Annotated in this window: 16 protein-coding genes; 12 read left to right on the top strand and 4 right to left on the bottom strand. The window is 62.7% G+C overall.

All coding sequences use genetic code 11. The features are described from left to right. Positions 1-91: 91 nt before the first annotated feature. The 7 genes from fmt to G3480_RS04855 are packed head-to-tail and all read left to right on the top strand — an operon-like array spanning position 92 to position 9,353. Positions 92-1,033 (top strand): methionyl-tRNA formyltransferase, encoded by a 942-nt coding sequence (gene fmt, locus G3480_RS04885; RefSeq protein ID WP_164652554.1) that lies wholly within the window; start codon positions 92-94, stop codon positions 1,031-1,033. Beyond that, the gene (gene rsmB / locus G3480_RS04880) at positions 1,026-2,375 is read left to right on the top strand and encodes a 16S rRNA (cytosine(967)-C(5))-methyltransferase RsmB (RefSeq protein ID WP_164652553.1); all 1,350 of its coding nucleotides are present in this window, start codon (positions 1,026-1,028) and stop codon (positions 2,373-2,375) included. Before fmt ends, rsmB begins: the two co-directional genes overlap by 8 nt. Further along, complete coding sequence (locus G3480_RS04875) at positions 2,372-2,944, top strand: DUF4390 domain-containing protein (RefSeq protein ID WP_164652552.1); 573 nt, start codon at positions 2,372-2,374, stop codon at positions 2,942-2,944. Before rsmB ends, G3480_RS04875 begins: the two co-directional genes overlap by 4 nt. Then, on the top strand, positions 2,941-5,127 hold the full coding sequence (locus G3480_RS04870) for a sensor histidine kinase (RefSeq protein ID WP_164652551.1): 2,187 nt from the start codon (positions 2,941-2,943) through the stop codon (positions 5,125-5,127). Before G3480_RS04875 ends, G3480_RS04870 begins: the two co-directional genes overlap by 4 nt. Continuing rightward, a complete protein-coding gene (locus tag G3480_RS04865; RefSeq protein ID WP_164652550.1) occupies positions 5,124-6,491 on the top strand; it encodes a sigma-54-dependent transcriptional regulator in 1,368 nt (455 codons plus the stop codon). The genes G3480_RS04870 and G3480_RS04865 overlap by 4 nt, the downstream gene beginning before the upstream one ends. A gap of 6 nt (positions 6,492-6,497) precedes the next feature. Next, complete coding sequence (gene trkA, locus G3480_RS04860) at positions 6,498-7,871, top strand: Trk system potassium transporter TrkA (RefSeq protein ID WP_164652549.1); 1,374 nt, start codon at positions 6,498-6,500, stop codon at positions 7,869-7,871. A 30-nt stretch (positions 7,872-7,901) separates the two neighbouring features. Next, positions 7,902-9,353, top strand: a complete 1,452-nt coding sequence (locus G3480_RS04855; protein ID WP_164652548.1) for a TrkH family potassium uptake protein — start codon at positions 7,902-7,904, stop codon at positions 9,351-9,353. Positions 9,354-9,394: 41 nt separating this feature from the next. Here the strand turns inward: G3480_RS04855 and mobB are convergent, their stop codons facing one another. Together mobB and G3480_RS04845 are read right to left on the bottom strand one after the other, a co-directional pair. Continuing rightward, a complete protein-coding gene (gene mobB, locus G3480_RS04850; protein ID WP_164652547.1) occupies positions 9,395-9,940 on the bottom strand; it encodes a molybdopterin-guanine dinucleotide biosynthesis protein B in 546 nt (181 codons plus the stop codon). A 21-nt stretch (positions 9,941-9,961) separates the two neighbouring features. Then, entirely contained in the window at positions 9,962-11,197 is a 1,236-nt protein-coding gene (locus tag G3480_RS04845; RefSeq protein ID WP_164652546.1) for an HDOD domain-containing protein, read from the bottom strand. A gap of 251 nt (positions 11,198-11,448) precedes the next feature. Here G3480_RS04845 and ettA point away from each other — a divergent pair, with 251 nt between their 5' ends. From ettA to G3480_RS04825, 4 genes are all read left to right on the top strand, one after another. Continuing rightward, complete coding sequence (gene ettA, locus G3480_RS04840; protein WP_164652545.1) at positions 11,449-13,116, top strand: energy-dependent translational throttle protein EttA; 1,668 nt, start codon at positions 11,449-11,451, stop codon at positions 13,114-13,116. 235 nt (positions 13,117-13,351) lie between these two features. Continuing rightward, positions 13,352-14,233, top strand: coding sequence for an ATP-binding protein (locus G3480_RS04835; protein ID WP_164652544.1), 882 nt, complete (start codon positions 13,352-13,354; stop codon positions 14,231-14,233). Positions 14,234-14,254: 21 nt separating this feature from the next. Further along, positions 14,255-15,622: a glycoside hydrolase 100 family protein gene (locus G3480_RS04830; protein WP_164652543.1), complete on the top strand. Its 1,368-nt coding sequence runs from the start codon at positions 14,255-14,257 to the stop codon at positions 15,620-15,622. Positions 15,623-16,061: 439 nt separating this feature from the next. Beyond that, the gene (locus tag G3480_RS04825) at positions 16,062-16,487 is read left to right on the top strand and encodes a type II toxin-antitoxin system VapC family toxin (protein WP_164652542.1); all 426 of its coding nucleotides are present in this window, start codon (positions 16,062-16,064) and stop codon (positions 16,485-16,487) included. Between the two features lie 389 nt (positions 16,488-16,876). Here the strand turns inward: G3480_RS04825 and G3480_RS04820 are convergent, their stop codons facing one another. Continuing rightward, entirely contained in the window at positions 16,877-18,019 is a 1,143-nt protein-coding gene (locus G3480_RS04820) for a hypothetical protein (RefSeq protein ID WP_164652541.1), read from the bottom strand. 102 nt (positions 18,020-18,121) lie between these two features. Between G3480_RS04820 and G3480_RS04815 the strand changes: the two genes are divergently transcribed. Then, positions 18,122-19,921, top strand: coding sequence for an AAA family ATPase (locus G3480_RS04815; RefSeq protein WP_164652540.1), 1,800 nt, complete (start codon positions 18,122-18,124; stop codon positions 19,919-19,921). A gap of 159 nt (positions 19,922-20,080) precedes the next feature. Here G3480_RS04815 and G3480_RS04810 read toward each other — a convergent pair whose 3' ends face one another. After that, complete coding sequence (locus G3480_RS04810) at positions 20,081-20,305, bottom strand: hypothetical protein (RefSeq protein ID WP_164652539.1); 225 nt, start codon at positions 20,303-20,305, stop codon at positions 20,081-20,083. Positions 20,306-20,522: the final 217 nt, after the last annotated feature.

Here is a 20,522-nt window from a genome sequence, read left to right as displayed (position 1 = left end):
AAAGCGGGGAAGTTGTTGACGGACGCTTTCTAAGCGCATCCGAGCGCATCACCACCTGCCATCATCTTGGCGCAGCTCTCAGGTCGGCCGGATGAAGGATTTGCGAGTCATCTTCGCGGGGACCCCTGAGTTCTCAGTACCGCCGCTCAGGGCACTGCTCGATGGCGGCGTCAACGTCCTAGCCGTCTACACCCAGCCGGATCGCCCTGCGGGACGTGGGCGTAAGCTGCAAATGAGCCCGGTGAAGCAGGTCGCGCTGGAGCGCGGCATCGCGGTCCACCAGCCACAGAGTCTGAAACGCGATCCAGCAGCAGTCGACGCACTCCGCAGCCTCAAGGCGGATCTCATGATCGTCGTCGCCTATGGGCTAATTCTGCCGCTTGCGGTCCTGCAAGCCCCGGCGCTAGGCTGCGTCAACGTACACGCATCACTCCTTCCGCGGTGGCGCGGCGCCGCCCCCATCCAGCGCGCGGTGCTCGCCGGAGACCGGCACAGCGGGGTCTGCATCATGCGCATGGAAGAAGGCTTGGACACAGGTCCGGTCTACCATCGCATCGAGACCCCAATGGCGCCGCGAGAGACTGGCGGGACGCTGCACGACCGCCTGGCCGAGCTGGGTGCGCGCGCCTTGATGGAGGCCTTGCCGGGCATCGCCGACGGCTCCCTGGCCGCCACCCCCCAGGACGAGACGCGGGTGACCTATGCACACAAGCTGACCAAGGAGGAGGCGGCCATCGACTGGACGGCAGCGGCGGACGCCGTCGAGCGCCAGGTGAGGGCCTTCGATCCTTGGCCTGTGGCTCATACGCAGCTGGAAGGGACGACGCTAAGGATCTGGGAGGCAGCGGCGGACCTGGAGCGCACGGCCACCGAGCCACCAGGAAGCGTCACCCAAGCCGACAAGCGCGGAATCGAAGTCGCCACCGGACGCGGCATCCTCCGCATCACCCGCCTGCAGCCGGCGGGCAAGAAGCCGATGAGCGCTGGCGACTACTTGAACGCACGAGACTTGGGCGGCGTGAGACTTGGTTGATCTCAAGGAAGGGACAGCCAAGCAGGTCAGCACGGTCGGAGCGCACTCACGCGCTGCCGCCGCACGCGTTGTCCATAGGGTCAGAGACCGTGGGCAATCCCTGACCCGCGCGCTGCAGGAGCAGCATGGCGGCGAGACGAGCCGCGACCCCGCCCTGACCCAAGAAATGAGCTATGGCACGCTGCGTCTGCTGCCGCGCTTGGAAGCAATCGCCGCCCTGCTGCTCAAGCACCCGCTCAAGAAGGCCGATCGCGACCTCGAGTGCTTGATCCTGGTTGGCCTCTATCAGCTCGAGGCGATGGCAACGCCACCCCATGCGGCCGTATCCGCGACCGTTGGCGCAGTGCGCCTGCTCGGCAAGCCTGGCAAGGCAGGCCTCGTCAACGCACTCCTGCGCCGCTTCCTGCGCGAACAGGATCGGCTGCGCCAAGCCGTCTCGCAGCAGACCGAGGCCCGTTGGCTCTTTCCAAAGTGGCTGATCGAGCATCTCCAGCGAAACTGGCCGCAAGACTGGGAAAGCATCTTGACCGTCAGCAACGAGCGTCCGCCAATGGCCCTGAGGGTCAATGGCACACGCATCGACCGCTCGTCCTATGCGGCTCGACTGGCGCAGGCCGGTATCACGGCGCGTCCCATCCGGGACCTGGAGACGGGCCTGATGCTGGATACCCCAAGACCCGCGCGCGAACTCCCCGGCTTCGAGGAGGGCCTGGTCGCGATCCAGGATAGTGGCGCCCAACTCGCCGCCAATCTCCTAGACGCCGAGACCGATCAGCGCGCTCTCGACGCCTGCGCAGCTCCAGGCGGCAAGACTGCGGCGATCTTGGAGCGGGCGCACAATAGGCTCGACCTGGTGGCCATCGACAAGGACGACACGCGGCTGGAGAGCGTGCGCGCGCTCCTGACCAGGCTCGGACTGGACGCTCACATCATCCAAGACGATGCCACGAGCCCGCGCGAAGCATGGCGCGACACGCCCTTCGATCGCATCCTGCTGGATGCGCCCTGCTCGGCAACCGGCGTGATTCGCCGTCACCCAGACATCAAGTGGCTCAGGCGACCGGACGACATCGCGGCCCTCTGCGCGACCCAGCGCCAGATGCTCGACGCCCTCTGGCCGCTGCTCGCAACAGGCGGGCGTCTGCTCTATGCGACCTGCTCGCTGCTCGCGGAGGAGAATCAGGAGCAAATCGCCGACTTCCTCGCGCGACGCGAGGACGCGCGCGAGCTGACCTTGCGGACCGACTGGGGACGCAGCCTGACGCACGGCCGCCAACTGCTGCCGACCTCCGGCGGCCATGACGGCTTCTACTACGCGCTGCTCGAGAAGCGCACGCCATGATCGGTGCGACCGCCTTGGGCCTGAATCGGCTGGTCGTCATGGGCATCGTCCTCACGATCTCCACAGCCGCACTCGCGCGCGCTGACTTCGAACTCAGACAGGTCCAAACGCGACTCGAAGCGTCCCAGTACTTCCTCAACGCCCGCGTCGATTTCAACCCGAGCGAAGATGCCCTCGAAGCGCTGGACAATGGCGTGCCTCTGACCGTCGTTTTCCATTTGCAGATCCGGCGCACCAAGGCATGGCTCTGGGAAGACAGCCTGCTCGATCTACAGCTGCGCTATGCGGTTCGCTACAAGCCGCTATCCGAGCGCTACGAGGTGTATCGGCTACCGGGCACCAAGGGCAAGGATTTCGTCACCCGAGACGCGGCCATTCGAGCCTTGGGGGAACTGCGTGACATCGCCCTGGTGTCGCAAGGTGCCCTCGAACCCGAACAAGACTACGAATTGCAAATGAAGGCATTCCTAGACATCGAGGAACTGCCGCTGCCTTTGAGGCCCACGGCCTATCTCAAGCCGTCCTGGAAGCTATCCAGCGGGTGGAGCAAGTGGCCTTTAACCCCATGAGCTGGAGACGCGGCCTGGGGACGGTTCCGGTCGCCATCCTCATCATCGGCCTCTTCATCGTCCTCGTGCTCATGCGCGACGCGGTGCAGAACTCCGAGACGCTCAGTCGCGCCTTCGTGCCCCTGCTTTTCATGGTGATGGCGGGGCTGCTCGTGCTCGCCGTCCTCGTCGTCGTCAACGTCGTCAAACTCGTCAAGCGTTACCGCCGCCAAGCCGCCGGCTCGCGCCTCACCGCGCGTATCGTGGTGCTCTTCGCGCTCATCTCGCTCTTGCCGGTCGGGGTCGTCTACTACTTTTCGCTCGGCTTTCTGCTGCGCGGCATCGACAGTTGGTTCGACGTCAAGATCGGCCGTGCCATGCAAGACGCGCTGGTGCTGAACCAAGCCTCGCTGGACCTCAATCAACGGCTGCTGGGCAAGATCACGGAACAGCTGCTGGCCGGAATCGAGGACAGATCAGCGACTGCCATCGCCCTCAGCTTGAATAGCCTGCGCCGCCAAGCGGGTGCTATCGAACTCACGGTCTACAGCGATGCCGGTCGGGTCCTGGCCACGGCCAATGAAGACCCAACCCAGCTGGTCCCCAACCACGCCGAGCGCGAGATTCAGCAGGGCGTGCGAGCGGGAACGAACTACGTCGGCCTGGAGAACGGCCCGGGGGATGAGTTGGTGGTCAGGACCCTGGTCCAGGATCCGCGCGGCCGCCCCATGCTGCTGCAGGCCATCTTCCCGACGTCCTCACGCATCAGCGAACTCTCCTTGCACCTGGAGGAAGCCTACAACCGCTACACGGAACTGGCCTACCTGCGCAAGTCGCTCAAGCTCAGCTTTTCCTTGACCCTGTCGCTCGTCCTCTTGTTCGGCCTCATGGCGGCGTTGATCGCCGCCTTTCATACGGCCCGGCGCCTAGTGGCGCCCGTTGCCGACATCGCACGCGCCACCCGATCGATCGCCGAGGGCGACTACGAGCAGCAGATCGCGCTGCCGCGACACGATGACGAACTGACCTTTCTGGTCGCCTCTTTCAACGCCATGTCGCGACGCATCGCATCGGCACGCGATACGGCGGCGCGCAGCAAGCAGGCCGTCGAGACCCAGCGCAACTATCTCGAGACCATCCTCGGGCGACTTTCCTCCGGTGTCGTTTCGCTCGACGAAGCGCTCAAGCTGCGCACGGCCAATCCGGCGGCGCGGACCATCCTGTCGCTGCAGTTCGCGGAAGACGCCGGCCCAACGCTAGAGCAAATGGAGCGCGATCAACCCTGGCTGACCCCTTGGACGGAGACGCTTCGCCGCCACATCGCGGCGGGGCAGGCCTGGCGTGCCGAGGTCGTGCTCCAGCGCGGCGAGGCGAGCCAAACACTCATGTGCCGCGGAAGCCCACTCCCCCTGCCCGACACCAGCCAGCGCGAGCATGTCGTGGTCTTCGACGACGTCACCTCACTCATCACCGCCCAGCGCAACGCCGCATGGGCCGAGGTGGCGCGGCGCCTCGCCCACGAGATCAAGAACCCGCTCACGCCCATCCAGCTCTCGGCCGAACGCCTGAGGCACAAGCTGCTGCCCAAGGCCGAGGAGACGGACGCGCGCGTTATCGACCGCGCGACCGGCACCATTATCCAACAGGTCGAGGCCATGAAGACGATGGTCAACGACTTCTCGGACTACGCGCGCACGCCTCAGATCCAAGCCGCACCCTTGGTCTTCGACACGCTCGCACAAGAGGTGCTTGATCTCTATCGCAGCGCCGGCACGACCGCGCTCAAGATCAAACTCAAGGCCCCGGGCACCCTGGTACGGGGGGATCCATTACGCCTGCGACAGCTGATCCACAATCTCATCAAGAACGCTCAGGAGGCGCTCGATGGCAGGGTCGGCGGCGAGATCCTCGTCGGGACTGGGCTCCACGTCGATGAAGAGAGTCGTGCGCTCGAGTTCATCGTCGCCGACAATGGACCGGGATTCGAGGCACACTTGCTGGATCGCCTCTTCGAGCCCTATGTCACAACCAAGTCGAAGGGGACTGGACTCGGCTTGGCAATCGTCAAGAAGATAATTGAAGAACACGGCGGTATGATCGACGCTGAGAATACGGGCCAAGGCGCCTTGATCAGGGTCCGAATACCAGTCTGGCAGGCCGCTGAGCAAGCGACCCAAGGTCGGGAGCAAGACAAAGACTCATGAGCGCAACCCACATCCTTGTCGTCGACGACGAGCCCGACATCCGCGGCTTGGTCAAAGAGATTCTAGAAGATGAAGGCTACGACGTTGCCATCGCCGAGAATGGCGAGGCCGCCAGGCACGCCTTGCGAGACCGTCGCCCGGATCTCATCCTGCTCGATATCTGGATGCCGGACATCGACGGCATCTCGCTGCTCAAGGAGTGGGCGGAAGACGACGATCTACCCTGCCCCGTCATCATGATGTCCGGGCACGGCACGGTGGAGACCGCCGTCGAGGCAACGCGGCTCGGTGCCTACGACTTCCTGGAAAAGCCCCTTTCGATGGCCAAGCTGCTGCTGACCGTCGAGCGCGCCCTGGAAGCGGACAAGCTCCACCAAGAGAACATCGGTCTGAAGCGCCGCGCGCCTCAGGTCCATGAGCCCGTGGGACGCAGTGCCGTCATGCAGCGCCTGCGCGAGCAGGTCAAGCGCATCGCCCAGCACGATACCTGGGTCCTCATCACCGGCGAGGCGGGCAGCGGCCGCGAGACATTCGCACGCTACCTACACTCCCAAAGCGCGCGCAAGGAGCGCCCCTTCGTCGATCTCAGCGTCTCATCCCTCGCCGGCGGCAACGCCGCGCGCGAACTCTTCGGGACCGAAGAGGGCGAACACACCCACTATGGCAGCCTGGAAAAGGCGGCCGGCGGCACCCTGCTGCTCGATGAAGTGGCCGACATGGAGTGGGATGCCCAGTCCAAGCTGCTCGGCGCCCTGGATAGCGGCTCCTTCTTGCGCGTCGATGGCAGCGAACCGGTGCGCATCGATGTGCGCATCGTCGCCATCACCCAGCGCAACCTCGAGGAAGAGGTCCGCGCCGAACGCTTCCGAGAGGATCTCTTCTATCACCTCAACGTCGTCCCTCTGAATATACCGCCGCTGCACGAGCACGCCGAGGACGTCCCGGATCTGCTGAACTTCTACCTCGACTTCTTCGCCACCCATGAAAAGCTGCCCTACAGGCGCTTCAGCGTCGGCGCCCAGAACTTCCTGCGCAACTATCCCTGGCCAGGCAATGTCCGTGAACTCAAGAACCTGGTGCAGCGCGTGCTCATCTTGGGCGCCGGCGACGAGATCAGTCAAAAAGAGGTGGAGAGCGCCCTTGGCGCACCGCCGCCCGTGCAGGTCCAAGCACTGGAAGGGCTCGTCTCTTTCGACCAGCCGCTCCGCCAGGCACGCGAACAGTTCGAGAAGGCCTATCTCGACTACCAGCTCGAAAAGCATGCGGGGAACGTAAGCAAGATGGCGAAAGAGGCCGGAATGGAGCGCACCCATCTCTACCGCAAGCTGCGCTCGCTCGGTATCGAAATCAAAGAGCGTCGATGAACTGCCATGAAAATCATCATTCTGGGCGCCGGCCAGGTGGGCACCTCGGTTGCTGCTAACCTGGTCAACGAGGCGAACGACATCACCGTCGTCGACCAGAATCCGGACCTGCTGCGCGAGCTTCAAGACAAATTCGACCTCGGCACCGTGATGGGCCACGGCGCCCACCCGGATGTCCTCCTGCGCGCCGGCGCCGAGGACGCCGACATGATCATCGCGGTGACCAATAGCGATGAGACCAACATGGTTGCCTGCCAGGTCGCCTATACCCTGTTCCACACGCCGACCAAGATCGCGCGCGTTCGCGCCCAGAGCTTTCTCGACCGCCCCAAGCTCTTCGGCACGGACGCGCTCCCCATCGACGTCACCATAAGCCCCGAGGCCCTGGTCACCGACTACATCATCCGGCTCATCGAAAACCCCGGCACCTTGCAGGTCCTGGACTTCGCCAGCGGACGCATCCGACTGGTTGCCGTGCGCGCCTTTCACGGCGGCCCCTTGGTCGGACAGGAGCTGCGCACCCTGCACGACCATATGCCGAGCGTCGACGCAAGGGTTGCGGCCATCTATCGACAAGACCGGGCCATCCAGCCGGACGGTGACACCGTCATCGAGGTCGATGACGAGGTTTTCTTCGTCGCCGCTCCCAAGCACATTCGAGCCGTCATGGGCGAGCTGCGGCGGCTCGACAAGTCCTACAAGCGCATCCTGATCGCCGGCGGCGGCAACATCGGCACACGGCTCGCGAAGGCACTGGAGCCCAACTTTCGCGTCAAGATCGTCGAGCACAATCTCAGCTGCTGCAAGCGGGTCGCGGAAGACCTGGAGAAGACCATCGTGCTCCATGGCGACGCCGCCGACCAAGACCTGCTGCTGGAGGAGAACATCGAAAACACAGATGTCTTCTGCGCCGTCACCAATGATGACGAGGCCAACATCATCTCGGCCATGCTCGCCAAGCGGCTCGGCGCGCGCAAGGTCATGGCCCTGATCAATCGTCCGGCCTACGTCGACCTCGTTCAATCGGGGAGCATCGACATCGCCATCTCACCGCAGCAGGCGACGATTGGCAGTCTGCTCAAGCACATCCGGCGCGGCGACGTCGTCATGGTGCACTCGCTGCGTCGCGGCGCTGCGGAGGCCATCGAGGCCATCGCGCATGGCGACAAGACCTCGAGCAAGGTGGTGGGACGCAGCATCGGCGAACTCAAGCTGCCCAAGGGCGCCAGCATCGGCGCGCTGGTGCGCGGGGACGAGGTCGTGATCGCGCACAGCGACACCCTCATCGAGCCCGAGGATCACGTTATCCTCTTCTTGCCGGACAAACGCCGCATCCAAGAGGTGGAACGGCTCTTCCAGGTCGGCGTGACTTTCCTCTAGCGCGCCTGCAGCGCAGATGGCTCCAGCCCCATGAGATTCGCCGCCGTTCAAAAGGTCCTGGGCCTGCTGCTGACCATCTTCAGCTTTACGATGCTCCCGCCCGCGCTGGTCGCAATGATCTACCAGGACGGCGCGATCTGGCCCTTTCTCTTCGCCTTCGGCCTCATCCTGATCGCGGGCCTACTCATCTTTCTGCCAGTGAGCCGCTCACAGCATGTGCTGCGACTACGCGATGGCTTCCTGGTCGTGGTGCTGTTTTGGACGACGCTCGGACTCGCTGGCTCGCTCCCCTTCCTGCTCTCACCAAGCCCTGACATCTCCCCCACCGACGCCATCTTCGAGTCACTCTCTGGCCTGACCACGACCGGCGCCACAGTCATCATCGGCTTGGATGCGCTGCCCAAGTCCATCCTCTACTACCGCCAACAGCTCCAGTGGCTAGGCGGCATGGGCATCATCGTGCTCGCCGTCGCCGTGCTCCCCATGCTGGGAATCGGCGGCATGCAGCTGTACCGGGCCGAGATGCCGGGGCCAATGAAGGACTCCAAGCTGACACCACGGATTACGGAGACCGCCAAGGCCCTTTGGTACATCTACCTGTGGATCACCATCGCCTGCGCCCTGGCTTACTGGGGCGCAGGCATGACACTCTTCGACGCCATCGGGCACGCCTTCTCGACGGTCGCCATCGGCGGCTTCTCGACCCACGATCTCAGCATGGGCTACTTCGACAGCACCCTGATCGAGATGATCGCCGTGCTCTTCATGCTCCTGGCCGGGATGAACTTCACGCTGCATTTCGTGGCCGTGCGTCGCCAAGACCCGCTGATCTACTTCCACGACAGCGAATTCCGTTTCTACATGCTGATCGTGATCACGGTAACGACCTTCGTGACCATCGCGCTCTACCACAGCCAGACCTACCTGACCTGGGAAGAGTCCTTCACCAAGGGTCTTTTTCAGGCGGTCTCGATCGGCACCACGACCGGATTCACAACCGCGGAGTTCTATTTCTGGCCACCCTTTCTAGAGATCCTGCTGCTCTTCGCCAGCTTTGTGGGCGGCTGCGCCGGTTCGACCGGAGGCGGCATCAAGGTCATCCGCGTCCTCCTCCTGATCAAGCAGGGGTTGCGTGAGATCGAACGGCTGGTCCATCCCAACGCGCAGCTGCCCGTGCGCATCGGCGGCAAGACGGTCAACCACCGTGTGGTCGACGCGGTGTGGGGATTCTTCTCGCTCTACGTCGCCAGCTTCGTCCTGATGTACCTGATGCTGACGGCGACCGGCCTGGATCTCGTCACCTCCTTCTCGGCAGTCGCGGCCTGTATCAACAACTTGGGACCCGGACTCTCACAGGTCGGCGCACACTACGCCGACCTGCAGGCCCCTGCGAAGTGGATCCTCTGCTTCGCCATGCTGCTGGGACGCCTGGAGATCTTCACCCTGCTGGTGCTCTTGACGCCGACCTTCTGGCAGCGATGACCCCCTGGCCGCCTGTCTAGGTCAAGCCACGAACCCTGAGGTCAATCGACGAGCCCGGAGCGACTCAGAATGAAGTTCACAATGGCTGACGGACTTCTGAGTGGAAGAATTTGGGGATGCGGCTGGCGCGGCAAGGGGTCGTCCGTGGCGACCGCGACGATGTCAGTGTCCTTCACATAAAGCGGAGCCCGACCGAGCGCCGTGCGGAAAACCTCGATCTTCGGATAACGCGCATGCTTGAAGCCCTCGACCAGCACCAAATCCAGGCTGTCGTGCTCGAAGCGCGCAAGCATCGCCTGCAGATCCGGATCCTCCCCCTTGCTGTGTTGCTCGACCTGCAAGGCCCAGCGCTCGCGTGACGCAAGGAGCGTTTGAGCCGCGCCCGCCGCGCGAATCTCAAAGCTGTCCTTTCCGGGAGTGTCCAGATCGAAGGTGTGGTGCGCATGCTTGAGATAGCCAAGCCGCAGGCCGCGCGCATGCAGCTCCGCGACCACGGCACGGAGAAGGGTCGTCTTGCCGCTGCCGCTCGGCGCAACAAATCCGATGACGGGCAGCGCTGCAGCGAGCGCAGACTGGGGTGTGGACATATCCCTCGACTCGCCCCCGGCCTAGACCCGATCGCCTCGAAGCATCGCCATCACGGCGGACAGCTCCTCGCTGGCCTCCGCCACCACGTCCACCTGCTCGCCCTCGGCCTCCGGATAACCCAGTCCCAGCTTGTAGTAGGCGGGCACCTCGTCATAGCGGGGCAGCGGACCGCGCGTCTCACTCTGATTGAGGCGGTAAAGGCGCGCCAGGAGCACGATGTCGCAGTAGTCCGGCGCATCCTTCTCATCACGGTGCCAATTACCGGACTCACGCACGACCTGCGCGATCTCAGGTCCGAGCCCCCAATAGTCGACGACCAGCTCGCCCACCATGATATGAAGCTTGAGGATAGCCGCCTCCAGCTCATCCTCGTCGACCTCGATCTGATTGCGGCTGACGAAGTCGAGGATGGGGATCACGCCCACGTCATGGATGAGCCCAGCCAGCATCGCCTGCTCAGGGCTGAAACCCTCGCAATGGCGCGCCAAGACATAGCTCAGGGCAGAGACATGGACGCTGCGGTTCCAGGCCGCCTTCATCCGGTGCTTCATGAGCGGGTTCTTGGACCGGAACAGCTGCTGCATCGCCATACTGACCACGGCGGAGCGCGTCACCTCCATGCCGAGCCGAATGATGGCGTTACGCACGTCAGGAATGGGCTGTGCCGCCCGATACATGACGCTGTTCGCGACGCGAATGAGGCCGCCCGTCACCGCCATATCCATCTGGACGATCCGCGCCAGCTTGGCCGAGGTAATGTTGGGATCGCGCATCGCCTCCTGGATGGCCTTAGCGACCTTCGGCAAGGTCGGCAGGGACAGGTTGCCCTTCTTGCACGCCTGGTAGAGCTTCCCGAGCAGGATGCCCTCGGTATCGTTCAGCTCCAGATCGCCCAGCGAGTTCAGCGACGGCGGATGGATACCGCAAATATTCTCATAGAGTTGACGATCCAGCCGCAGCAGCTCGCCAGGGGCCACGAACACGGCATGCTCGCGCAAGCGGCTCTCACTGAACAGCGGCTGGCAGGCCCGCAAGGTGCCCGACTCGATCATCTCCTTCCTGTCACCACTCACGAGGCAAACCTGACCGGAGAGCAGATAGTCGATCCAGGGATACTCCTGAATGGCTGTCAGCTTCTTGCCGGCCTCGATGTCGAACACCTGACCGCTGCGCGCGAGCCGTATGCGCTCGTCCCTAACCAGCTCGTGCACGGGCACGAGGTCGTCGAGGGTCGTCGCCGAGATGGGGTGTGTCATGCCATGCGTACTCCGAGCTTCAACCGAATCCTCATCGTCCTGAATGAATCATAGTCTCCCGCCGGGATCCAGGGCGTTGCCGATGATTCTGTCACAGAACAGGCGCAGCGCGCCGACGCTTGGACATTTGTGCAGCGACAGCGCAGAATGCGCAGTCGTACCTGGGGCGCAACACCCCGCCGCAGATCGACTGCGGATTTCTGACGCGAACCCCTCACACCGCCTTCTGAACGACGCATCCTCATCATCCCATGGCTCAATATATTTATACGATGAACCGGGTCGGCAAGATTGTGCCGCCCAAGCGCGTCATCCTGCGCGACATCTCTCTTTCCTTTTTCCCCGGCGCCAAGATCGGCGTGCTCGGTCTCAACGGCTCGGGCAAGTCCTCGCTGCTGCGGATCATGGCCGGCATCGACACCGAGATCGAGGGCGAAGCGCGTCCGCAGCCAGGGATCAATGTCGGTTATCTGCCTCAAGAGCCGCAGCTGGACCCGAGCAAGGATGTCCGCGGCAACGTCGAGGAGGCCTTGAGCCACATCAAGCAAGCCTTGGAGCGATTGGACGCCGTCTACGCCGCCTACGCCGAGCCGGACGCCGATTTCGACGCCTTGGCCAAGGAACAAGGCGAACTCGAAAACCTCATCGAGGCCACGGACGGGCACAACCTCGATCGAACCCTCGAGGTCGCGGCCGATGCCCTGCGCCTGCCGCCCTGGGACGCCGACGTCACAAAGCTCTCCGGCGGCGAGCGCCGCCGCGTCGCGCTCTGCAAGCTGCTGCTCTCCAAGCCGGACATGCTACTGCTCGACGAGCCCACGAACCACCTCGATGCTGAATCCGTGGCCTGGCTGGAACGCTTCCTCCACGAATATCCCGGCACCGTGGTCGCCGTCACTCATGACCGCTACTTCCTCGACAACGTCGCCGGCTGGATCCTGGAGCTGGATCGCGGCCACGGCATCCCCTGGGAAGGCAATTACTCCTCCTGGCTCGACCAGAAGGAGCAGCGTCTGGAGTTGGAGCAGAAGCAGGAGCAGGCGCGCATCAAGGCGATGAAGCAGGAGCTGGAGTGGGTACGGACCAACCCCAAGGGTCGCCACGCCAAGAGCAAGGCCCGCCTGGCACGCTTCGACGAGCTGCAGTCGCAGGACTTCCAGTCCCGCAACGAGACCAACGAGATCTACATCCCACCGGGTCCCCGTCTCGGCAACCTGGTCATCGAGGCCGAGGGGCTCAAGAAGGCCTACGGCGACAACTTGCTCTACGAGAACCTCTCCTTCAACCTCCCTGCGGGCGGCATCGTCGGCATCATTGGCCCCAATGGCGCGGGCAAGACCACCCTCTTCCGCATCATCACCGGCAAGGAGCAGCCGGATTCCGGCACGCTGCGGGTCGGCGAGACGGTGCAGGTGGCCTACGTCGACCAAAGCCGCGACGCACTGGATGACAGCAAGACCATCTGGGAAGAGATCTCGGACGGCGCCGACAACATCATCGTCGGCCGCTACGAGATGCCCTCGCGCGCCTATTGCGGGCGCTTCAATTTCAAGGGCACGGATCAGCAGAAGCGCATTGGCGACCTCTCCGGCGGTGAGCGCAACCGCGTTCATCTGGCCAAGGTGCTGAAGAGCGGCGGCAACCTGCTGCTCCTCGACGAACCGACCAACGACCTGGACGTCGAAACCCTGCGCGCGCTCGAAGAGGCCCTGCTGGTCTTCCCCGGCTGCGCCGTGGTCATCAGCCATGATCGCTGGTTCTTGGATCGCGTCGCCACGCACATCCTGGCCTTCGAAGGCGACTCAGAGGCCGTCTGGTTCGAGGGCAACTACGCGGATTACGAGGCCGATCGCCATCGGCGCCTGGGCAGCGATGCGGACCAGCCGCACCGACTCAAGTACCGGCGCCTCTCGGCGTAGCCACACCATGGGCGGTTGGATGGACGCGCGAGAGCGACGTCCACCCATCCCGCCGCACGCTCGGTGCCAGGTGACGGAGTTCCAGCTTCGTCACCGAGTCTCCTAAGGTGGACAAGCGCAGCGCAGTCCACCAATCAGGAAGCCACGGCTTCGATTGACCAGACTCCGGCATGTCGGCTCCGCTGTCCGCACTCACTGCGGCCGAGCAAGCAATGCCCCCACCCAAGTCCGCCCAATGTCCAGCGCCGCCAAACTCATCACCCGCCTCGAAACACTCCTCGAGCGAATCGAGCAGCTCATCCCCAGCCCAGAGCTCGCCCAGCCCGACTGGTCCGCTCACGCCTTCCGCTGGCGCCGCAACGCCGAGCGCGGCTGGCTGCAGCCAATCAAGGTGCCGCAGCAGCTCGCCTTTGACGACTTGCTCTGTCTGGAGCGCCAAAAAGACGAGATTGCCCGCAACACAGCGCAGTTCATTCGCGGTCGTCCCGCAAACAATGTCCTCCTTTGGGGTTCCCGCGGCACCGGCAAGTCATCCTTGGTGAAGGCCGTCTTCAATGCTCACAGAGACGCCGGACTGCGCCTCATCGAGGTTGATAAGGACGACCTCATCCAGCTTCCCGACATCCTCGATCTCATCGTCGGACGCCCTGAGCCTTTCATTCTCTTCTGCGACGACCTTTCCTTCGAAGCCAACGAATCCAGCTACAAGGCGCTCAAAGCCGCCCTCGACGGATCCATCGCCGCCACCCCCGAAAACGTGCTCATCTACGCGACCTCCAACCGCCGCCACCTACTCCCCGAATTCCAGTCCGAGAACCAGGAGGCGCGCATCCAGGACGGCGAGCTGCATCATGGGGAGTCGGTTGAGGAAAAGATCTCACTCTCCGACCGCTTCGGCCTCTGGGTCTCCTTTCATCCCTTCAGCCAGCAGCAATACCTCGAGGTCGTCCACCATTGGATCGCTCGCCTGGCCGATACCAACACCAAACAAAAAACATCCGAGTGGCCGCCGATCGAGCGCGCCGCGCTGCAGTGGGCGCTGCGCCGCGGATCACGCAGCGGACGCACCGCCTGGCAATTCGCGCGCGATTGGATCGGACGCGAGAATCAAGGCTGAAACCGCTATCATCGCCGCATGATGAATGACGCCATTGAATCCGCGATCGAGCTGCTCGCCTCCTCGGTCATGAACTATCGCGGTCAGCCGGTCGGCACGGTCGCAGCCATGGACCCGGCTGGCGCGGTCGCCGCGAACTATCACGACTGCTTCATCCGAGATTTCGTTCCCTCCGCACTCGTCTTCATGGCCGACGGCAACCACGCCATCGTCCGCAATTTCTTACTTACGGTCCTGGAGCTACGCAGCCAGCACAAATGCATCCACGGCCACGAGCTTGAGCCGGCCATGCTGCCCGCAAGCTTCCGCGTCATCCACGACCTTAGAGCCGGCGAGAGCATTCGCGCCGATTTCGGAGACCAGGCGATCGGGCGCGTTGCACCGGTCGACGCCATGATGTGGTGGGTCATCCTCCTCGGCATCTATCAGCGGATGAGCGGCGACCGCGACCTGGCGCGCGAGGAACGCGTCCAGCGCGTACTCCGCAGCATCATGGACCTGACCCTAAAGGAAGGCTTCGAAGTCTTTCCAACCCTGTTGGTCCCGGACGGCGCCTTCATGATCGATCGGCGCATGGGCGTCTACGGACATCCGCTCGAGATCCAGGCGCTCTTCTATGCCATGCTGATCACCGCACTGGATCTCCTCGACGAGAGCGCCGAGAACCGCGCCCTGATCGACCTCTCCGCCAAACGCGCCACCTCGCTGCGCAGTTATCTGCGGTTCTTCTACTGGCTGGACCTCAATCAGCTTCGCACCATCCACCGCTACCAGACGGAAGAGTTTGGCGACGGCAGCATCAACATGCTGAACATCTACCCGGAATCCATCCCGGAATGGGTCGCGGACTGGCTCCCGGACCGCGCGGGCTATCTGGTCGGCAACCTCGGTCCGGGGCGCATGGACTTCCGCTTCTTCGCCCTCGGCAATCTGCTCAGCATCCTCTTCGGCGTCACAACACGCGACGAAGCCGCCCGCATCATGTTCCTCTACAGCGACCGCTGGCCGGATCTCATCGGCGAAATGCCCTGCAAGCTCCTCTACCCCGCCGTGGCCGGCAAAGAATGGGGCTTCATGACCGGCAGCGACCCCAAGAACGCCCCCTGGTCATACCACAACGGCGGCAACTGGCCGGTGCTGCTCTGGGCCTTCACCGCCGCCGCCCTCAAGACCGGACGCGGTGATCTCGCCCAGCTCGCCATCGAGACCGCCGACCGCGCCCTGCCCGCAGACCAATGGCCAGAGTATTACGACGGCAAGCGCGGCAACCTCATCGGGCGCCGAGCCCACCTCAACCAGCTCTGGAGTGCCGCCGGCTACCTCTTCGCCCATCGCCTCATGGAAAACGAGTCCTTGCTCGACTGCTTCCCGCATGGACCTGACGGCTAAGCACCCCCTCAGTGCTAGCCGACCGCAAGCACGCCTCGATCATGCCACCCGTCGGATCCGCCGCGCGCAATCACCAAGAGATCCCGACGAAAGTCCTAAGTCGCGGAAGCGAATTGAAAATCGGGCTCGCGCATCAACGCGAGTCGAGGCAGAATCTAGCCGGCGGGTTTCCTCCGAGCGCTTGGCCTCCTGTTGCAACAGACGCCCGACGACAGCACCAAGCCCTTGTCCGACAAAGTGGAGTGAGCCGTCGCGCATGAAGAGCGTCGCAGCAAGCCGAAAGGCACTCGGTGATGGTTAAAGCTGCGCTAGCGCACAGGGCTTGATCGCAAAGCGAGCAAGCTAACCAGCACTGACGCTCAAGAAGGACGTGGAGAATGCGATCCGAGGCTCAGAACCGCAAGCGGAACGCCTAGCCCAGGAACAAACGGAGAGGAATATGAACGGACGAATCAAGGCCCTATTCGACATCACCGTGCTCACCGATGCACTCACGAACCAAAGTGCGGAGACACAAGAGTCCGTCCAAGTGCTGACAAGCGCCGCAAATGGCCGCGTCGAAGGTTATCTCTGCGCATCAGCTATCGAAACGCTCTATGAACTGCTCTCGAGCAAGCACGGCACCGAGAGCGCTGAAGAGCGAATCCAAGAACTCAGGCACATGCTGTCAGTCGCCCCGATCAACGCCTCGGTCGTCGACGCCGCGCTCACGCTAGGCTTCCCCTACCTTGACGACGCCCTCACGCATGAATCCGCGAGGGTAAACGGTCTCGACGTCGTCGTGACGCTAAATACGGACGATTTCGCCAGCGCAACGCTGCCCATCATGACGCCAAATCATTTCCTTCGGCAGTTTGGGGACTGAGCGGACTGTCTCAGAGGCGGTCTGAATATTGCCATCGCCCAAGCTGTAGGGGCGAATTCATTCGTCCTCTCGCCAGTGCCAAGGGCGACTAAAGTCGCCCCTTGTCAGACGGCCTCTCAGAAGGAGACTGGGCGAGAATATTGCGTCGTTTGAGGGAAGTAGGAGCGAGCCTCAGCATGGCACCCGCTGAGAACAAGGCCTCACGCCAAGATCGTGACATCGCCGTCGGCGATCAGACGCCTCTCCACGGGAAGGCTGTCGATTGGGCACCCGGAGCAAAACCGCGCATTACCGATAACCTGATGGAGTTGGGGCGCCGCGTGCTGTGCCAAGGCCCAGCGCAGATGCTGCCTTTGCCGGCGCCGGCGACGATTGATCCGAGCGCCGCCCTAGGATGTCGAAATCGGGCCATTATTCGAGCGAAGAATCTCCCGCTTTTTGGCTTTGATCGGTGGCAAAGAATGCTGCCCTTTTCTTGCGCTGGGTATAGGGATCTGCGCCGTCTCCCAAGCCACCAGGTCGCCGTGAGAGGCGTTTGCAAGCGCGTTTGCCAGGGTGGCCTGATCGGGGTTGCCGCAGAGCGCTGGAAGCAACAGCGTGGTGCGGTTCATATCGGCCTGCGGGCTGCGTTCGAGGATGTACTTGAAGTGACCGAACAGCGATTCGAGGATGTCGCTGCTGACGATGAGCGGCAGATCGGTTAGGTGGCGCTGGATGGCACTGTGGTGATCGAGCCAGAGGCAGAAACGCTGTTTGACGCGGGAATCGGCGGGCAAGTGTTCTGCCAGTTGGCGACACTGCGCTTCGGTGTGAGGGTCGAGTCCTTTGTTCTTGAGGATCTCCATGAGTTGGGAGACGGTCACGGCGGTGGTGGCGAACGCGGTGATGAACGCGCGCAGCCTCGCCAAGGTGCTGCCCTTCTTGGCGCGGCCTTTGACGGCCATCACCTCGAGCATCTTCTCACCCCAGCGGGCGAGCTTGGCGACGCTGAGAAAGCGCCCCTTGCTGCGCAGTTTCGGCGGCACGAGAAAGGCTAAGTCGGTTTGCCGCAGCGCTTTCGCGGCCTTCGTTGCCAGCGTGGTGAAGCGTTTGTAGTGCTCGGTCGGCTCGAACTGTGCCTTGAGTGCACTGGCCATGACATGACCGAGATCCTCGGTCAGCGCGACGGTGGTCTGCGCCTGGTCCATCCACAACCGCACGCCTTTGTTGAGGGTGGCGTCGCTGTCCTTGGTGATCGCCGAGGGTAAACCGGCACGTGCGAAGATCGCCTTAAGCTGCTGCGCGACCGTCTTAGCGTTGACCGTCTCGGCGACGACCAGCCCAATACACTGACAATCTTCAAGTCGAAGGGCGGCACCGCGCAGAGCCAACGCCGCCAGCGGGACCCGCAGCACCACGAGCGCCTTCTTCGTGCCGACATCAATGGAATGATCGATGATCGCCATCCAGGGCACGTCGATCGGCGCGACCTGTTGCAGCAGACCCAGGCCGATGCGCAAACTCCAGTTAATCACCGAGGTGAAATGCGGCACCCAACCATCGCCCGCTCGTACATGGGTCTGAAAGCCCCGGTCGAGTCAAAGGCATTGGTATCCTGTCGCAAATCCAATTGGACGAAACGGAGCACGGCGGGCATGAAGGCAACCGACCAACCCTGGCGCATCCCCTATGGCGTGGCGGATTTCATCAAGCTGCGCGAGGGGCATGAATACTATGTCGACAAAACCCGGTATTTGCCGTTACTGGAGCAGGCCGGGCGCTTCTTATTTCTGATTCGCCCGCGCCGCTTCGGCAAGAGTTTATTGCAGTCGGTGATGGAGTGCTACTACGACGCGCACTGGGCGGAGCGCTTCGATGCGCTCTTCGCCGACACCTGGATTCAGCGCCAGCCGACGGCGGAACGGGGACAGTATTTGTGCCTGAGATTCGATTTCTCGGCCGTGCGCTCACGTCCGGATTTGGTCGAGGAGTCTTTCGAGCACTATACCCGGATCATTCTGATCGATTTTCTGCAGACCCACGCGGAACGCCTGCCGCCGGGAACGGCAGAACGCGTGCTGACGGAAGCGACCCAGGCGCGACGATTCGAGCGGCTGCTTGGGGAACTGAAGGCGGGTGGGCTGTCGCTCTATCTGTTCATCGACGAATATGACAATTTCGCCAATAACATCCTGGTCAATGCCGGGAGTGAAGCCTATCGCGAGTTGACCCACAGCAGCGGATTCTTTCGCGATTTCTTTGCCTTATTGAAGGAGGCTGCCGGGCGCACCGGCAGCGGGCTAGCCAGGCTGTTCATCACTGGCGTCTCGCCGATTACGCTCGATGATGTGACTAGCGGTTTCAACATCGGGACTAATATCAGTCTGGAGCCGGAATTCAGTGCCTTGCTCGGCTTTACCCATACGGAGCTTGAAACCCTATTCGCGGCCTTCGGGCAGGAATTCTCTGCTCATCGCGCGGTGATTGATGAGTGGTACAACCACTATCACTTTCATCCCTTGCGTCAAGAGCCCATCGTCAACAGCGACATGGCGCTCTATTACCTGCGCGCGCTGGTGCAGCGCAGTTTGCCGCCCGACGATCTGATCGATCACAACGTCCGCATCGACTACGGCAAGCTGCGCCATCTGGTGCAGGTGGATCAGCGTCTGAGCGATCGAGAGCGGCTGAAGGCCGCCGCAGATGGCAAAACGCCCGTGCGCCTGAACGGCAATTTCTCGCGTCTGCGTGCCATCATCGAATCCGGCGAGGTGGTCGCGCAGGTACAGACCAGCTTCCCGGCCGAAGGCTTGTTGCGCGAGGACAATTTCATCTCACTGATCTATTACCTGGGCCTGCTGAGCTTTGCCGGGGAGCAGGAAGGCGCGGCCTTGTTGAAAATTCCGAATCGCACCGTGCGCCAGTTGATGTATGGCTATCTGCGCGAGGGCTATCAGGAAGCCGGCGTTTTTTCGCCCAGTACCTATGACATCGCCGAGAAGCTGCGCCACATGGCCTATCGCGGCGACTGGATGCCCTTTTTCGATTATCTCGCCGAGCAGATCGGCGCGCAGGCGAGCGTGCGGGATTTTCTGCAAGGGGAGAAGATGATCCAGGGCTTTCTGCTCGCCTGGCTGAATCTCTCGCCTTACTTTCGGGTGTTTTCAGAATCCGAGCAGGCCGGGGGCTTTGTCGACCTCTATCTAGCACCCTTCTATTTCCGCTATCCGGATATGCGCCATGCCTATCTGATCGAACTCAAGTATCTGAGCCGCGCCGAGGACAGCCCCGCCAAGCGTGAGCGCCTGCTGGCGGAGGCCCGCGCACAGCTCGAACGCTACGCCGGGGATCAGCGCGTGCGCGACCCTCTGGGCGAGGCGCGTTTGCATGCGCTGGTGCTGCTCTACAGCGGCTGGGAGCTCGTGCATCGGGAGGCAGTGGAACTGACGGCCTGATGCCCCTAGAATCTTTGAGGGCGCAAAATGCTTGCAGATGAGTCAAATTCCGATGAAGCGTCCGACCATCCAAGGCCGTCGGGATCGAGATCGAACCGACGATAGCGATCCCGATGGCATGACGCGTCGGTCTGAGGCGAAGCCTCGCTAGGGCGTCTATTAGGTCTTCGGCGAGGCGCAGCGTTTGCTCGACTTGATCGCGCCCACGACGACCGGCAAGCCGTCGTTTTCTAAACGCTTGAGCGCCTCGGCGCTCACCAGCATGCCCGCTTCGCTGCACGCCTTTTGGATGCGCTCTTCAGCCTCGAGCATCGTCCCGCTCAGGTTGACCTTGACCTGGATGGTCACCTCATCGCCGTTACCTTCAATCAGCTCTGCCGCCATTGTTTGTTCCTCATGTCCGCGCTCGAGCCATAGAATCAGTATCGTCCACGCTTAGGTTCTTGCAAGGCATTACCTGCCTTGCAAAATCCCAAGCAATAGAAAGCAAGTCAACGCTATTCTCTTGGGACACCTGAGGGTGCCTAAGGCGATTTACGCGAAAGAACTTACCCGCAGTTTGGTCGGATGAGGATATCCCATTTGGGCAAAGTGGAACTGC

Source organism: Thiorhodococcus mannitoliphagus, assembly GCF_010915725.1.
In the GTDB taxonomy this organism is placed as follows: Bacteria; Pseudomonadota; Gammaproteobacteria; order Chromatiales; family Chromatiaceae; genus Thiorhodococcus; species Thiorhodococcus mannitoliphagus.
This window is presented reverse-complemented; position numbering and strand designations above follow the sequence as displayed.

Bases quoted from the DNA above. Each gene is read 5' to 3' on its own strand.
- mobB (WP_164652547.1), bottom strand. From the start codon at position 9,940: ATGTCCACACCCCAGTCTGCGCTCGCTGCAGCGCTGCCCGTCATCGGA.
- G3480_RS04870 (WP_164652551.1), top strand. From the start codon at position 2,941: ATGAGCTGGAGACGCGGCCTGGGGACGGTTCCGGTCGCCATCCTCATC.
- G3480_RS04835 (WP_164652544.1), top strand. From the start codon at position 13,352: ATGTCCAGCGCCGCCAAACTCATCACCCGCCTCGAAACACTCCTCGAG.
- fmt (WP_164652554.1), top strand. From the start codon at position 92: ATGAAGGATTTGCGAGTCATCTTCGCGGGGACCCCTGAGTTCTCAGTA.
- G3480_RS04845 (WP_164652546.1), bottom strand. From the start codon at position 11,197: ATGACACACCCCATCTCGGCGACGACCCTCGACGACCTCGTGCCCGTG.
- G3480_RS04810 (WP_164652539.1), bottom strand. From the start codon at position 20,305: ATGGCGGCAGAGCTGATTGAAGGTAACGGCGATGAGGTGACCATCCAG.
- trkA (WP_164652549.1), top strand. From the start codon at position 6,498: ATGAAAATCATCATTCTGGGCGCCGGCCAGGTGGGCACCTCGGTTGCT.
- G3480_RS04855 (WP_164652548.1), top strand. From the start codon at position 7,902: ATGAGATTCGCCGCCGTTCAAAAGGTCCTGGGCCTGCTGCTGACCATC.
- G3480_RS04815 (WP_164652540.1), top strand. From the start codon at position 18,122: ATGAAGGCAACCGACCAACCCTGGCGCATCCCCTATGGCGTGGCGGAT.
- ettA (WP_164652545.1), top strand. From the start codon at position 11,449: ATGGCTCAATATATTTATACGATGAACCGGGTCGGCAAGATTGTGCCG.
- G3480_RS04825 (WP_164652542.1), top strand. From the start codon at position 16,062: ATGAACGGACGAATCAAGGCCCTATTCGACATCACCGTGCTCACCGAT.
- G3480_RS04865 (WP_164652550.1), top strand. From the start codon at position 5,124: ATGAGCGCAACCCACATCCTTGTCGTCGACGACGAGCCCGACATCCGC.
- G3480_RS04875 (WP_164652552.1), top strand. From the start codon at position 2,372: ATGATCGGTGCGACCGCCTTGGGCCTGAATCGGCTGGTCGTCATGGGC.
- G3480_RS04830 (WP_164652543.1), top strand. From the start codon at position 14,255: ATGAATGACGCCATTGAATCCGCGATCGAGCTGCTCGCCTCCTCGGTC.